The organism is Desulforhopalus vacuolatus (genome assembly GCF_016918505.1).
GTDB classification, from domain to species: domain Bacteria; phylum Desulfobacterota; class Desulfobulbia; order Desulfobulbales; family Desulfocapsaceae; genus Desulforhopalus; species Desulforhopalus vacuolatus.
Genome location: NZ_JAFFPZ010000047.1, coordinates 1 through 13,792, shown reverse-complemented (window position 1 = coordinate 13,792; position 13,792 = coordinate 1). Strand labels below are relative to the sequence as shown.

Genomic DNA, 13,792 nt, shown 5'->3' with positions numbered 1-13,792 from the left:
AGACTGTGCGGTTATGAAGTTCAAGCAGTGAAGCGAAACGGCAGCGATGGCGACAGGCGCAGAGTTTACCGATTGAAGGCGGCTCGAGTCGCATATCTGGAAGCAACCTCACGCAGGATGCAGACTGTACAAGAGCCTGTAGAATCTGTACAAACGTCCACCAGTGGGGTTTTTATGTATGTAAAACACCATGAAGTGGACGTAAATATACCAGAAAATGCAACAGGAATACAGGCAGCAGAAACGACCGAATACAGATTAAAGGAGAACAGATTAGAAGAGAACAGACCAGTGAATAAAAAAGAACGGATATGTGAAGACGAGACGCCACCCATGCCGGAGAATAAACAACCCGAATGCTTGAGGCCTGCATATACCCAATGGGAACCCACGCACCGGAAGGAAGAGGCACCGTTGAAAGTCTTCCAGAGGGAAAGTGAAGCAGAACAGCCCGTTGAATATTGCTACGCCGTCAGCACACTCCAGCCAGCTGAATATCTGCCTGATTGCCGCCACATTGTAGACAAGGCATGCCTTGTTCTACACAACAACATTGTGGAAAACCACTGCCGTGCCGATTTTCCATCAATGGTGATGAAACAATACAAAGGCAGGGACGGAAAAAGGGAGACAGGAGACGGGAGACAGGAAAAAGCAAAAGCAAAAGGTTTTTGTAGAGACGCCCAATTTGGGCGTCTTCAGCACAACAGGTGGCTCATCTCACAACAGACGTTTCTGCAATGAATTAATGTATCACCCTGTTTGTCCAGTCGTGTTTTGGGGGACTGCGTAGACATCTGTTTGTTACGCAGCCATACACGGGGCATAAACTCCACCCTCTCCACATTCATTCTCTTCTCCGAATGCTGTCAAAAGACATAGAAGAGCCCAAGGATGGAAACAACAAAGACCAGTGGCACATAGATATAGCGCCCGCAGAAGATAAAGGTGTTGTTCTGTCGGTGTGATGCCCCAGTATTCACCTCCTTCAGGAACTCCTTCGGCGATTGCATCCAGTACCAGGAGAAGGCACCGAGCGCTCCGGCCACCGGCAGCGCATAGATGGAAGCAAAATCCAGACAGGGACCAAGAATGGCAGCATCTTCAAGAAAAATCCCCGCACCAGCCAGTATTACCCACGCCGCCGCCACCACATAAATGCGTGTCCATCTGGTATGCGGCTCAATGGAACCAACCACCCCTTCCACCATCGACTGCAAAGAACTCACCCCGGCGAGAATCACCGAAAAGAAGAAGAATGCGGCAAGCAGATGACCGAACGGCATCATATCAAAGACCTCTGGCAGCACGACAAACATCAGCCCCGGTCCCCCCGATTCATAGGGAACACCGAAAGCCGCACCCGCAGGGATAATAACCAGCGCCGCCACCAGTGCCGCCACTGTATCGAGAATTGCCACCAGCCGCGCAGACTTGACAATATCCTCACCCTTTCCGAGATAGGATCCGTAAACCACCAGTGCCCCGGAGATGAGGCTCAGAGAAAAAAGCGCCTGCCCCATGGCGTAGACCCAGGTATTAAAACGGAAAAAATACTCCCACTGGGGAATAAAAAGGTGTTTATACCCCTCAATGGCACCGGGCAGAAAGGCAACCCGCACAGCCAGCATAAGGAAGAGGATGAAAAAGGCCGGCATCATCACCCGGTTGCTCCAGTCGATGGAACGCGCCCCCAGCAGCAGGGTGGCGAGGGTGGCGACGAGAACAAAGATATGGGGACCAACTGTACTGAAGCCACCTGTACCTGAACCAAAAAAATCCGCTGCGCCCACGGCATAGAGATCACCACTGACAACACCGCCAAAGGTGCGCAGCACCCAGCCAACCACTACAGCATATCCCGTGGCCAGCAGCATGGAGGCGAGCAGGGGAATCCAGCCGACGATGCGGCCCGCCTTCCCTTTTCCTGAATCTCCCCAGGAGATGGAAAAGGCCGAGAGGACGCCGGTTTTCACCCGGCGGCCGATGGCAAACTCGGAGGAAAGTCCAACCCAGGAAAAGAAGGCAATGAAAAAGAGATAGATGAGGATAAAGACCGCCCCGCCGTTCTGTCCGACACGGATGGGAAAGGCCCAGATATTGGCCATGCCCACAGCCGAACCAACGCTGGCAAGGACAAAACCGAAACCTGAGGAAAAACGGTTACTATTCGACATGAAGTTCCTTTCATGAAAATTTACAGAAATATGATTTTATGAAACCGCTATAATCAGTGGTGCGTGCTCAAATCACAAAAAACCCGCCGCCCTGCCTCATTGCCGATCACCGCGATCTGGTCGCCAGCCATCAGCACTACCGAAGGTGAAGGGTTGGCGTGCAGTTTTCCATCACGGATGATCCCCACCACGGAGACCCCGGTGCTGTTGCGGATATCGCTCTCAACAATAGAAAGGCCGCAGAAGGCGCTGGAGGAATCCAGCTGAACCCACTGCAGGTCAAACTCCTGCTCCGCCCCGCGAAAAGAAGTAAGCAGGGTGTAGTCTGTGGTGTTCTCAAGCAGGTCAGCATAGAGCCTGAGCCGCACCCCTTCCGCCCGCCGGTGTGTCTCAGCCGGGCTCAGTCCAAGGGTCATCAGGGTAAGACGGAGCAGGGCAAGGCTCGCCTCATACTCCGGCAACACCAGCTTTTTCACCCCGATCTCCTCCATCAACTTCATCGACTCCGGTCCGGAGACCCTGGCGATAATCTCCATCTCCGGCTGGAGCTTATGCACATGGTCAACAATCGCCTGAACGGTGGCGATCCCCGGAATGGCAATCACCAGAAGAGTGGCCCGAGAGATCTCCGCCGAATTCAGAACCACCTCCTGCGATGCATCGCCATAGACAGAGGGCATCCCCGCTGCCCTCGCCCGTTCAAAACAACGCTGGTCAAACTCAATAACCACAAAAGAACGCCCGAGCTGCTGCATGCCAAGAGCTATCTGAAAACCTATTTTACCCGCGCCGGCGAGAATAACATGATCCTTCAGTCCCTCCTCAGGCAGGCCCGCTGTTTCCAGCTTTTCTCCCTTGTAAAAACGCTTTTTCAGAGCATAGAGCCGGGCGGTCTGGCTGGAGGCAATCGGGGTAAGCATCATGGTGATGATGGTGGTGGTAAGGATCAGGGAGTAAAACTCTGCATCAATGGCACCACAGGAGACCCCGATCTGAGCGAGGACGAAGCTGAATTCACCAATCTGAAACAGCCCGAGTCCTACCGCCAGCGGAATAACATTGGTGTATCTGAAGAGCCGGGCAACAGCGGCAAAGATCAGGCCTTTACCGAGACTGACAGCAAGCACCAGCAACAGCACCTCCCGCCAGTGGTCGACCATAAAGACCGGGCTGAAAAGCATGCCTACCGAAGAGAAAAAGAGCATGCCGAAGATATCCCGCAGGGGAATAATATCACTCAGAGCCTGGTAGCCATAATCCGATTCAGAGAGCACCATACCGGCGGCAAACGCCCCAAAGGCAAAACTGAGGCCGATTCTCCAGGTAAGAAAACCGACCCCGAGACCAATGGCGGTGATGGCGAGCAGAAAGAGCTCGCGGGAGCCAAGACGGGCGATATATTTCAACACCAGCGGCAGCAGCCTGGTACCAAGGAGAACCATGGCGGCGATAAAGGCAGCGGCCTTCAGCGCCGCCATGCCGACTGCGGGCAGCAGTCCACCGTCGGAGCTGCTGAGCTGGGGGAGAATGATCATCAGCGGTACTACCGCGAGATCCTGGACGATGAGCATGCCGATCATCACCCGGCTGGAGAGCGTCCCCATCCATCCCTGATTCATCAGCGTCTTCAACAATACCATGGTAGAGGAGAGAGAGATCAGGCCACCCAGCCAGAGGGAGGCGTTCCAGTCCAGCCCGAGAAGTTCACGTCCGATACCATAGCCAAGGCCGATGGTCAGCAGCATCTGCAGCGGAGTCCCGAGCAGCGCGACTTTCTTCACCGGTTTTAAGTCCTTCAATGAGAACTCAAGCCCGAGGGCGAAGAGCAGCAGTGCCACCCCGATCTCCGCCAACAGTTCAATATCGTGAATATTGCTGACGATGAAGCCCGGTGTGTTCGGGCCGAGAATTACCCCGGCGACGATATAGCCGAGGATTACAGGCTGGCCAATCCGCTGAAACAATACACCGCAGAAAAAAGCTGCAACGGTAAGCATGATAATATCTGTTGCAATTCCCATTCGTTATGATTTCCTTTGTTCCGTTTTTCGTTTTGTTTTTCCCTTCAGTCCTGGCAACCTTCCGGCCGCAGCCGCAGCTCTACCGCGTAGAGAGCAAAATAGAGAAGCACACCGAGCAGGGCCATACCCATAATACCGGTATACATCTCGTCATACATCAGTACCTGCCAGGTCTCTATAACAATATAGTAGCCAAGCCCCCACTGGGTAAGCGACTGCTCAGCGATAAAGAGCACCGCTACCGCCGTTCCCACCGATACCCGCAGCGCGGTGAGCACCGCCGGCAGTGACGCCGGCAGATAAACGTAGCGAAAGAGTGCCCGCCGTCCGGCGCCGAGGGAACGCACTGAGAGAATCAGCTCCGGCCGCAAAGCCCGTGCCTCCGCCCGTACCACTACCAGAATCTGGAAGAAAATGATAATGGCAATCAAAAAAATCTTGGAGAAGTCACTGATACCCATCAGCACATAAATCACCGGGAGAAAGATGATCTTGGGGATGGGATAAATGATGGCGATCAACGGGTTGACCAGGCGGTCGAGACGCGGCATCTGGCCGAGGGCAAGTCCGAGCGGAGTGGCTGCGATGGTGGCGAGAAAAATCGCCGCCAGTACCCGCCCCGCCGAAGCAAGAAAGTGGTGTCCGAGATCACCGCACATTCCCTGGAGAAAAAGGGGTACAACGGTGATCGGCCCCGGCAGAACAGGCTGATTGAGCAGCATCGCCGCCAGTTCCCAGAGAAGAAGAAACATGCAGAGCCCGCCAAGGGCTGAGAGAACAGTACTCCGATTCATGTCCGCTCCTCCGCCGGAACCCCGCCAAGCAGCAGCCGCAGTTCGGCACAGCGCTCGAGAAAGGGGACCTCGCTGCGGCGTTCGAAGGCACCGGCAAATTCGTTGTCGAGGACATGAGCGGAGCGATTTTCCCCCGCAGTCAGAACGAGAATCTTCTCGCCGGTGAGGGTTGCCTCTTCAATATCGTGGGTGACGGTGATGGAAGTAAGCCCGGACTCCTCGTGGAAACCAGCCATCACCCGCTGCAGTTCCTCACGGATTGGGGCGTCGAGAGCAGAGAAGGGTTCATCAAGCAAAAGAAGATCCGGTTCCAGCACGAGGGTGCGGGCGATGGCAGCCCTCTGGCGCTGCCCCCTGGAAAGCTGCGAGGGATATTTTTCCTGCAGCGCCGCGATACCAAGCCACTCCAGCCAGTACTGCACCCGTGCCTCGCACTTTACCGGATCAGTCTCCATCTCCAGCGGACTGTGACGCCCATCCGGCCCGTAGAAATGGCGTATTTTCAGGCCGAGGCGGGTATTCTCCGCCACCGTCGCCCAGGGAAGCAGGCCGTGATCCTGCAGAACCAGGCCGGTGCGCGGACGGGGGCGCACAATCTCTTCGCCGTCGATAATAATGCGTCCGGAGAGTGAACGGTTCAGTCCGGCAAGCAGCAGTAAAAGCGTACTCTTGCCGCAGCCGGATGGGCCAATGATACTCCACGCCTCCCCCCTGCCGATAGTCAGGGAGAAGTCCTGATACACTGATTCGCTCTGCTGACTGCCCGGATGGCCAGCCCCATAACCGAAAGTAAGGAGATCAATCTCAATCATTTTGCCACGGCGGACTGAAATTCTGCAGTGACAGAGCTCTCATACGGCAGCGCTTTGTTCAGCAGCCCCTTGTCTGTCATCCACTGCATAACATCATTCCACTGCGCCTCTGTCGGGAGTTTTCCCACAGGGAAGGGCGGAATGGGATAGCTCTGTGCCACTTTTTTCGGAACCCGCGCCTTTTTTAGAAAGAGTGGACGCCAGCGTTCCGGATCGGCGTTGATCGCCTCTGCGGCCTCGTTCCAGGCGCGGACAAAGCCCGCTACCGCCGCTTTTTTCTCACGAATGGCGGTATCACTGAAGGTAAGAACCGAGAGACTGAGAGGATTCCCGATATCGTTGACAATCTCCTCCGCACCAGATTCCATCGCTGAAAAACCGAGAGGATCAGGCATGGTGGCGGCCTGCAGCTGTCCCGAGAGGAGAAGCTGGAGCCGGTCCGGCAGCACCGGTACCGAGACATAGCGGATATCCTGTACTTTTACTCCTGCCTCGCCGAGCATGCGATCGCTGATATATTCTATAACCGTATTGCGTGAGACAGCGATAGGAATACCAGCCAGGTCTGCGGCGGTTTTCACCCCGCTGCCCGGTGCGCCGAGGATACGGAAAAGTGGTGATTTCCCCAGTGGGGAGCGTGCCACCCCGACAATCTTCGCCGTTGCCTGGCTGCGGTTAAGGGCCGCCGCTCCGGAAATCTCGTTGACCATGCCGTCAATGCGCTGCGCCTGCATCAGCTGGTCACGGGAGACGGCAGATCCCACCGACAGCACCTCTACCTTCAGCCCTTCCCGGGCAAAAAGCCCCATCGCCTCAGCCACATGGACGGGCAGGGCATCGGGAATGGGCAGCAAAGCAAGGCGCAGGGTGGTCTCTGCGCCCGCCGGCACGGCAAAAAAGGAGAAGAGCAGCAGGAGAAGCAGCAGTTTTTTCATGATAGATTTCCTGTGGAAATGGGTGTGGAAGCAGGCTCGACAAGCCAGTCTCGAAAAATAGCGAATATAACACGTTCCGCCACGCTTGAAAAACAGCGAATTATAGCGCAGGTGTGAAAGCTCTTCTTTTTTTCACCAGAGAAGCAACACTGCGGCGGGTTGTCGCCAGGCCCGAGATATGGTATTTTTCGGCAGATTATTTTCGCGGCCGTGCCCCATACGCCGTACCACTTTCAGGAGGTTCCCATGGCCCTGCTCGTCCCCGTTTCAGAAGGAGAACTGCTCGATAAGCTCTCCATCCTGCTTATCAAAAAAGACCGTATCTCCAGCCCGGAAAAACGGGTTAATATTACGCGGGAATTCGAGATGCTCGACAAAGTCTTGAAGGAGAAGTGCCCGACATCAGCAGAACTGGATACTCTGCGCGGGGAACTGCGACAGGTAAATGAGGCGTTGTGGGATATTGAAGACGAACTCCGCCTCTGCGAAAAGGAAAAGGACTTTGGACAGCGCTTTATCAAACTGGCACGCAGTGTCTATCAGACCAACGACCGCCGCTCGCAGATAAAATACCAGATCAACGCCCTGCTCGGTTCTGAGCTGGTGGAAGAAAAGAGTTATGAGGAGTATGAGTGAGTCTTCTGATTATTAAACTGAGCGCCCTCGGGGACGTGATCCAGGCAGAGGGTGCAATCCATGACATCCACCTGCACCACCCGCAGGAGCAGATCACCGTACTTACCATGCCCCGCTTCCGCACCATTATGGAGCGCTGTCCGTGGGTGGATGAAGTGGTGTGCGATTCCCGCCCGCCCCGCTGGAATCTGGCAGCAATGTGGCGGCTGCGACGTTTTTTTCACAGCAGAAAATTTGACCGGGTTTATGATCTGCAGCAGGCTGGCCGCACGACGTTCTACTATCGCTGGCTCTCTCCGAGGGGGGAGTGGTTCGGCAACGCTCCGGGCTGCGCTCTCTTCCGCGAACGGCCCAAAGGCATCTCGGCCCTGGATCATTTCCACGACGCCCTGCAGGCTGCCGACATTCCGGCGGAACATACCCTGCATCCGGATGTCAGCTGGATGGCGGAGCAGGTGGACGATATCCTCCGCCGTGAAGGGTTGAAGGCAGGCTACGTGCTGCTCATCCCCGGAGCCTCCGCCGCCCATCCCCAGAAACGCTGGCCATATTTTGCGGAACTGGCGGAAAAACTTCTCGCCCGCGGTCTCACTCCGGTCACCGTTCCCGGCCCCGACGAGCTTGTGCTCTGCCGCACTCTGCCGGGCAGAATGCTCATCCCGCCGAAGGGAGGGTGGTACGATTACTTTTTCCTTGCCGGTTTCATCCGCTGTGCCGCTTTCATCGTCGGCAATGATACCGGCCCGACCCATATCGCCGCCGATCTCGGCGGACGCGGGCTCGCTCTCTTCAGCGGCCACGCCACCCCGGAATCCACCGGCATCACCCACAGTGATCTCACCGTACTGCAGAAGGAAAAACTCGCCGACCTCAGCGTGGAAGAAGTGGAAGAGTGTCTCGTCAGTACATTTCTCTCTGACTAAACTGCCCCCCTCTCCCCCAGTCAATGCCGCTGCTGCCACCAGTGCCAGCCGCCAATGAACGCCTTCTCCACACCTCCGCGCAGAGCAGCAACCGGTTTTTTCACCCGCAGTGTCGGCCGGTTGCAGATGGAACAGCCCATGGTCTCTCCGCGTATCTTCTTCTCCTGCCCGTCAATATACCGCGCCAGCAGGGCAAAAAGATTCTCCTCCTCCAGCACCCGCCGCCGCGCCTCTATAATATAAGGCAGGCGATCGCGCCACTCCCCGGCGGCGATGGTAGAACGGATGATATCCCGTGCCCGATGGTAGTCGGTGATATCCACCGGCACAAAACTCTCCGGCGGGAAGATCTCCGCCGCATCCGGTGCTCCATAATAAAAAGGCAGGGTGAAACCAAGCAGAGCATCGGGCAGTTTTTCCGTGAGATGACGCGGATAGATATGGTTTTCTACCGCGATGTGATACTGGTAGGGATCAAGAATATCCGCTTTGTCGTTCATCGGATTAACCCCGTGGCCGTAGATATCCAGCTCCGGCATCTCATCCTTGAACTGCCATGTAAAACGGGTGCGTGCCGCATGAATGGTAGTCCCGCCGGAAGAGCGGTCTGAGCAGACAGTAGAGATCAGCTTCGTCTTCTCCGGCACCTCCATTTCATAGATTTCATCCCAGCTGCGGAAATTCGCACCCTCCACCGGCATGCCATAGTACCAGGTAAGACCGGGGTGGTGGAAGATGACGTTGGGATGGCGTACTGCCCAGGGTTCCTGAAAGGTGAGAATGGAACCATACTGGCGCAGATAATCGGTGCCGTAGACGGTAATCGACGAGGGCTCCAGGGTTACCAGCATGGTGCGCTCTTTGGCACAGGCCAGATGTTCCTGACTGCGCTTCTCTCCGTGCAGGTGTTTCGGCAGGTCGTGATAAACCACCAGCCAGTCGTAGTCACTGCAGTTGGGATCAAAATCAAAGTAACAGTCGCCCCACTGCGGTCGTGAAACGGGAAATTGACGCAGCAGCAGCTTTGTCTCCTCCGGCGTCCCGTGTTCAATACCCCGATGAAGAAACTTCACCTTGATCTTTGCTTCGCCCCACTGGGCGGCAAACTCCTGCGCCGCACCCATTATTTCACCTCCTGAATCTTCGGTACAGACTTCGTCCGCTTCACAGCCTTCTTCAACTGCCCCGTCAGCGCAGCGGAGGGTTCACCATCCTGCGGCAAACCGTTCTGTCCCTGAAAATCACGGATAGCCTGCCGACTGCCGGAACCGATGGCACCATCAATTTTGCCGTCGTAATGACCCAGTTCACTGAGCAATTGCTGCAGTTCCAGCTTCTGCTGAAATCCCAGCGAACCCGCCGGACGCGGCCACGGTGTGACAACCCCGCCGCGGCCACGGATGTCGTCGGCGAGCAGTCCCACCGCGAGGGCATAGGCATCAGCGTTGTTATAACGTTTAAGAACGAAAAAGTTTTTCAGCAGCAGGAAGGCGGGCCCCTGCGCACCGGCAGGCAGTTTCAACTCGGCACGCTCCCCCTGAAACGGAAACGGGCTGCCGTCCGGACGCCGCATACCACGCCGACTCCACTCCCCGAGGGTCATGGTCTCCCCTTCATATTTCTTTAAATCGACCTTTTTACCCGTCGCGGCTGCGGCCTCAAAACCCCAGGGTTTGCCACTGCGCCATTTGTTCTGCTGCAACAGACTCGCGGCAGTACCGAGGGCATCCGGAATGGAGTTCCAGATATCCCGGCGACCGTCGTGGTCCATGTCCACCCCGTAGGCAAGATAACTGGTGGGGATAAACTGTGTCTGCCCCATTGCTCCGGCCCAGGAACCGGTAAAATTTTCTTTCTTCACATCCCCGGCAGCAAAAATCTTCAACGCGGCAAAAAGCTGAGCTGTGGCATATTTGCGCCGTTTATTATCCTTCCAGGCCAGCGTGGCCAGCGCCTGAGGCACGTAGTGCAGGCGGGAAGGCTGTGCGAGTGCTGCGCCGTAGTTGCTCTCCATCGACCAGATGGCCAGAAGAATAGCGGAATCAACCCCGAAACGATTGCTCACCTCATCAAGAGTGGCTCGATGCAGCGCCCACTGCCGCTTCCCCTCCCCCGCTTTGATGCTGTTGGCTCGACTGTCCAGATAATCCCAGATCTCGGTTTTGAACTCCGGCTGCCAGGCCGCCTTCTCCAGCACCACCAGATCCGGTTCGGTAACACCGCTAAAGGCGGCGTCCCAGACAGCGCGACTTACCCCCTGCTTCGCCGCTGTCGGATACATTCCGGCAAGCCACTGCTGGAATTCAGTTGCCGCAGCAAAATGCACTCCGAAAAAGAGGCTGGCGAGAAAAAGGACAGTGCAGAGAAGACCGCGTTGAATGTACGTCATGAGATACTCCTGAAGAAATAAGGGTGACAAAAAGACTCCACCGGATTTGGCCAGGGAAGGCTGATTTATTTTCCTTTAATATGAATTTTACACAGTGGTTTACAGAAAAATATTTCCCTCTCTTTTTTATCCCGTTTTTTCAATGATTTGGCTTTCTTCTCAGAGTGAAGAAATTACCAGAACCCCTTCTGGAACCCCCTGTACTTAACATTTTTTTCAAATTTTCAACACGTGAGCAATATTTTTTCCACGTAAAAATCCACTGTTGACAAGCTCACCCTCTTTATATATGTTGACAGGACAGCATCGGAGAAAACGCAGCTCCGGTGTAAAAGCAGGAATTAGAGTTCTTTTCCTTTTTTCCTTCTTTTTTCTCTCCTTTGAAAGGGGCTCGTTCTTCGGAATGAGCCCCTTTTTTTATAGCTGTGAAAACGTTGCCCACACAGGTTTCACGTATAACATATACGGGTTTGGAATAATTCTGCGATCTCCTGAGTTACAGATACCTAAAATAACCAGTCTGTCGCCCATCTTCTTCGTTACGTCAAGGCTTCCACTGTGGAAAATGTTCTTCCACAGAAGTACAGTGTGTAAAAATCACTTTAACAGAGTCCCCATGAAATTATTGAACCACCTTCCAGAGTACATCACTCCCGTCCGTTTTCAGCGCACCATCCAGAGCATCTTTCTGCTCTACTCGATCTGGATCGGCTGGCGTTTCTACCAGTTCACCCTCTGGGCTTCCGGACAGACCGACATCTACACCCCCCGTCCAGACTCTGTGGAGGCCTTCCTGCCAATCTCCGCCCTGATGAGTCTGCGTGACCTGATTCAAACCCACCACTGGGATGTAATCCATCCCGCCGGGCTTTCTCTCTTTCTCATCGCCATCACCATTTCGTTTTTCTTTCGCAAGGCCTTCTGCGGCTATATCTGCCCTGTTGGGCTGATCTCCGGCTGGCTCAACTGTATTGGCAATAAACTTCACTTGAGCAAAGTTCCACCCCGCTGGATTGATTATCTGCTGCAGCTTATAAAATACAGTATCCTCGCCTTTTTTATATGGGGTGTAGTTTTCAGGATGAGCCTGGACGACATTCACGGCTTCATGCGCTCCCCCTTCAATCTTGTGGCAGACGCCCAAATGCTCCAGTTCTTCCTGCATCCCTCTACCACAACCCTGCTTATTCTCGCCAGCCTCTTCGTGCTCGGAATTGTGCTGCGCAGTTTCTGGTGCCGCTATCTCTGCCCCTACGGTGCCCTGCTGGGTCTCTTCAGTAAGTTCAGCCCGATATATATCAACCGAGAAGAGGAAAATTGTATTCACTGCGGCAAATGCCGCCAGGCGTGCCCGGCAGGAATTGAAGTGGACGTGCGTGAGAAGATAATCTCAACCGAATGCCTCGGCTGCATGCGCTGCCGCGCAGTCTGTCCGCAGGAAGAGTGCCTCACTGCACGCCTCGGAGACAGCCCCATCCGCTGGTGGTATATCGGTGCCGGGGCAATTATTATGTTTATGCTCCTCTGGTTCATCGCCTTCGGTCTCGGTGTCTGGGAATCAACCGTACCGGAAGAGATTTTCCGCATCTTTTACCAGAAGATAATGTAAGGGCAGCTTACAACAGCCTGCATCTGTTTATACGAGCATGAGGCGCCGATAAAATAAGACAAGCTCGCCCATAAGTCTTATAAGGAGTAATCTCCCTTCTTCAGTGTATGCTTGAACCTTCTGTGGAGGAGAATTGCGGTTGAGCTCCTTCTGCGCTTGAAGGAATATATTAATTACATCTCTTGGACCAGCCTTGATTTTACCCATTGTCTCTGCCATATATTTCAGTTCATCTTCAATATTGTACTCTACTTTTAAAACACGCTGATCAAGAGCTCTAATCATAATTTTTTGAAATTGTTGAATAAGGTCATTAAAAACATCTGGAGCAACTACATTCATTGTTTTAACATCAAGATTTTGATCTTGTTCTTTCTGAATCGATGAGTTAGCAAGTTTCTTCATTGAGGCGAATTCTTGCGCATCTCTTTTTGAAGACAATTCATGTGCCTTTTTCTTCTGTTCTTCTTCCTTATACTCATATAACTCAACAAAGACCTTTACTTTGGAAATAACAATTTCATCTGATACAATGGGTTTGAAAATAAAATCAACTGCACCCAATTTGTAGCCCACCATAATATTTTTAATTTCAGAATCATCTGCCGTTAGAAAAATGATCGGTATATGGCGGGATAAATCTCTTTCCCGAATAATTTTTGCTGTTTCATAGCCGTCTATTTCGGGCATATTTACATCGAGAAGTATCAGTGCAATTTCATTGTTAAGAAGAATACTCAGAGCTTCTTTTCCAGAAAGGGCTTTTTTTATCACGTCATCGCGAAACTGAGTGGTCATCTTTTGATAACTTTCTTCGAATTACAAAACAAAACGGACACTCGAGGCCTTCAGGCCACGTAACTCACGCACAGTGTCGTAACATTGTACATCATCTATCAAGGTCTGTATGTTTACCTTCATATTGTTGGCCTCTTTTCAGTAGTTTGGTAAAAAGAAAGTTTTATTTTACCAAATCACAATCCCGAAACGCAACATGAGCCTTGATTTATTGTCTTGACAACAGGTTTAAACATAAGTAAAATTATAAAAACTTAGAAGAATTATACGGTGAAATTAAATGAAATATAAGTTATATTACACAAAGCCGAAGGGTTTGTTTTTTTAGTCATAAATACATTCTTATATAACAGGTTTACTTACTGTTATTGACCAAACTGAGAAATATAAAAAAATACAAGGAGAATAAAATTGTCTGATTATGTCTTACGATTATATATTACTGGTAAAACAGCAAATTCTATGAGAGCTCTTGAAAATCTGAAGCGCCTGTGCAGGGAAGAGCTAAGTCAAAAGTATGAAATTGTGGTCATTGATATACTGGAAAATCCGCAACTGGCTGAAGATGAGACAGCTATTCCCGGTTGGAGCTAAAAAACGGCCTGAAATTGATTTTCGTACCATCGGCTGTGAATTCAGCACAAAACCAAACAGTATAATGTGGTTTTTGAGCAACAATATGCAAATCGGGTGGGAAC

General features: G+C 52.9%; 13 protein-coding genes. 5 read left to right on the top strand and 8 right to left on the bottom strand.

Annotation, left to right across the window (positions count from 1 at the left end):
• Nucleotides 1-291: 291 nt before the first annotated feature.
• Nucleotides 292-744: a hypothetical protein gene (locus JWG39_RS15230; RefSeq protein ID WP_205220301.1), complete on the top strand. Its 453-nt coding sequence runs from the start codon at nucleotides 292-294 to the stop codon at nucleotides 742-744.
• A gap of 125 nt (nucleotides 745-869) precedes the next feature.
• Here JWG39_RS15230 and JWG39_RS15225 read toward each other — a convergent pair whose 3' ends face one another.
• From JWG39_RS15225 to JWG39_RS15205, 5 genes are read right to left on the bottom strand one after another with little or no spacing between them, the layout of a single operon-like run.
• Nucleotides 870-2,177 carry a sodium-dependent transporter gene (locus JWG39_RS15225; RefSeq protein WP_205220300.1) on the bottom strand — a complete coding sequence of 436 codons (1,308 nt, stop codon included), beginning with the start codon at nucleotides 2,175-2,177 and terminating at the stop codon, nucleotides 870-872.
• Between the two features lie 53 nt (nucleotides 2,178-2,230).
• Nucleotides 2,231-4,198: a monovalent cation:proton antiporter family protein gene (locus tag JWG39_RS15220; RefSeq protein ID WP_205220299.1), complete on the bottom strand. Its 1,968-nt coding sequence runs from the start codon at nucleotides 4,196-4,198 to the stop codon at nucleotides 2,231-2,233.
• Nucleotides 4,199-4,242: 44 nt separating this feature from the next.
• Nucleotides 4,243-4,992 carry an ABC transporter permease gene (locus JWG39_RS15215; RefSeq protein ID WP_205220298.1) on the bottom strand — a complete coding sequence of 250 codons (750 nt, stop codon included), beginning with the start codon at nucleotides 4,990-4,992 and terminating at the stop codon, nucleotides 4,243-4,245.
• Nucleotides 4,989-5,804, bottom strand: coding sequence for an ABC transporter ATP-binding protein (locus JWG39_RS15210; protein ID WP_205220297.1), 816 nt, complete (start codon nucleotides 5,802-5,804; stop codon nucleotides 4,989-4,991). Before JWG39_RS15210 ends, JWG39_RS15215 begins: the two co-directional genes overlap by 4 nt.
• Nucleotides 5,801-6,739 carry an ABC transporter substrate-binding protein gene (locus JWG39_RS15205; RefSeq protein WP_205220296.1) on the bottom strand — a complete coding sequence of 313 codons (939 nt, stop codon included), beginning with the start codon at nucleotides 6,737-6,739 and terminating at the stop codon, nucleotides 5,801-5,803. The genes JWG39_RS15210 and JWG39_RS15205 overlap by 4 nt, the downstream gene beginning before the upstream one ends.
• A 246-nt stretch (nucleotides 6,740-6,985) precedes the next feature.
• Between JWG39_RS15205 and JWG39_RS15200 the strand changes: the two genes are divergently transcribed.
• Together JWG39_RS15200 and JWG39_RS15195 are read left to right on the top strand one after the other, a co-directional pair.
• Entirely contained in the window at nucleotides 6,986-7,375 is a 390-nt protein-coding gene (locus JWG39_RS15200) for a DUF6165 family protein (RefSeq protein ID WP_205220295.1), read from the top strand.
• Nucleotides 7,372-8,298 carry a glycosyltransferase family 9 protein gene (locus JWG39_RS15195; RefSeq protein WP_205220294.1) on the top strand — a complete coding sequence of 309 codons (927 nt, stop codon included), beginning with the start codon at nucleotides 7,372-7,374 and terminating at the stop codon, nucleotides 8,296-8,298. Before JWG39_RS15200 ends, JWG39_RS15195 begins: the two co-directional genes overlap by 4 nt.
• Before the next feature lie 20 nt (nucleotides 8,299-8,318).
• Here the strand turns inward: JWG39_RS15195 and JWG39_RS15190 are convergent, their stop codons facing one another.
• Nucleotides 8,319-9,422, bottom strand: a complete 1,104-nt coding sequence (locus tag JWG39_RS15190) for a glycosyltransferase family 10 domain-containing protein (RefSeq protein WP_205220293.1) — start codon at nucleotides 9,420-9,422, stop codon at nucleotides 8,319-8,321.
• Nucleotides 9,422-10,687 carry a lytic murein transglycosylase gene (locus JWG39_RS15185; protein ID WP_205220292.1) on the bottom strand — a complete coding sequence of 422 codons (1,266 nt, stop codon included), beginning with the start codon at nucleotides 10,685-10,687 and terminating at the stop codon, nucleotides 9,422-9,424. Before JWG39_RS15185 ends, JWG39_RS15190 begins: the two co-directional genes overlap by 1 nt.
• A gap of 616 nt (nucleotides 10,688-11,303) precedes the next feature.
• On the opposite strand from JWG39_RS15185, the gene JWG39_RS15180 reads away from it, so the two are divergent.
• Nucleotides 11,304-12,296, top strand: a complete 993-nt coding sequence (locus JWG39_RS15180; protein ID WP_205220291.1) for a 4Fe-4S binding protein — start codon at nucleotides 11,304-11,306, stop codon at nucleotides 12,294-12,296.
• 27 nt (nucleotides 12,297-12,323) lie between these two features.
• Here the strand turns inward: JWG39_RS15180 and JWG39_RS15175 are convergent, their stop codons facing one another.
• Nucleotides 12,324-13,094: a response regulator gene (locus JWG39_RS15175; RefSeq protein WP_205220290.1), complete on the bottom strand. Its 771-nt coding sequence runs from the start codon at nucleotides 13,092-13,094 to the stop codon at nucleotides 12,324-12,326.
• 411 nt (nucleotides 13,095-13,505) lie between these two features.
• Here JWG39_RS15175 and JWG39_RS15170 point away from each other — a divergent pair, with 411 nt between their 5' ends.
• On the top strand, nucleotides 13,506-13,688 hold the full coding sequence (locus JWG39_RS15170; protein ID WP_205220289.1) for a circadian clock KaiB family protein: 183 nt from the start codon (nucleotides 13,506-13,508) through the stop codon (nucleotides 13,686-13,688).
• Nucleotides 13,689-13,792 lie beyond the last annotated feature (104 nt).

Coding starts and splice junctions, on each gene's coding strand:
- JWG39_RS15210 (WP_205220297.1), bottom strand. CDS start 5,804: ATGATTGAGATTGATCTCCTTACTTTCGGTTATGGGGCTGGCCATCCG.
- JWG39_RS15190 (WP_205220293.1), bottom strand. CDS start 9,422: ATGGGTGCGGCGCAGGAGTTTGCCGCCCAGTGGGGCGAAGCAAAGATC.
- JWG39_RS15220 (WP_205220299.1), bottom strand. CDS start 4,198: ATGGGAATTGCAACAGATATTATCATGCTTACCGTTGCAGCTTTTTTC.
- JWG39_RS15225 (WP_205220300.1), bottom strand. CDS start 2,177: ATGTCGAATAGTAACCGTTTTTCCTCAGGTTTCGGTTTTGTCCTTGCC.
- JWG39_RS15205 (WP_205220296.1), bottom strand. CDS start 6,739: ATGAAAAAACTGCTGCTTCTCCTGCTGCTCTTCTCCTTTTTTGCCGTG.
- JWG39_RS15215 (WP_205220298.1), bottom strand. CDS start 4,992: ATGAATCGGAGTACTGTTCTCTCAGCCCTTGGCGGGCTCTGCATGTTT.
- JWG39_RS15185 (WP_205220292.1), bottom strand. CDS start 10,687: ATGACGTACATTCAACGCGGTCTTCTCTGCACTGTCCTTTTTCTCGCC.
- JWG39_RS15180 (WP_205220291.1), top strand. CDS start 11,304: ATGAAATTATTGAACCACCTTCCAGAGTACATCACTCCCGTCCGTTTT.
- JWG39_RS15175 (WP_205220290.1), bottom strand. CDS start 13,094: ATGACCACTCAGTTTCGCGATGACGTGATAAAAAAAGCCCTTTCTGGA.
- JWG39_RS15200 (WP_205220295.1), top strand. CDS start 6,986: ATGGCCCTGCTCGTCCCCGTTTCAGAAGGAGAACTGCTCGATAAGCTC.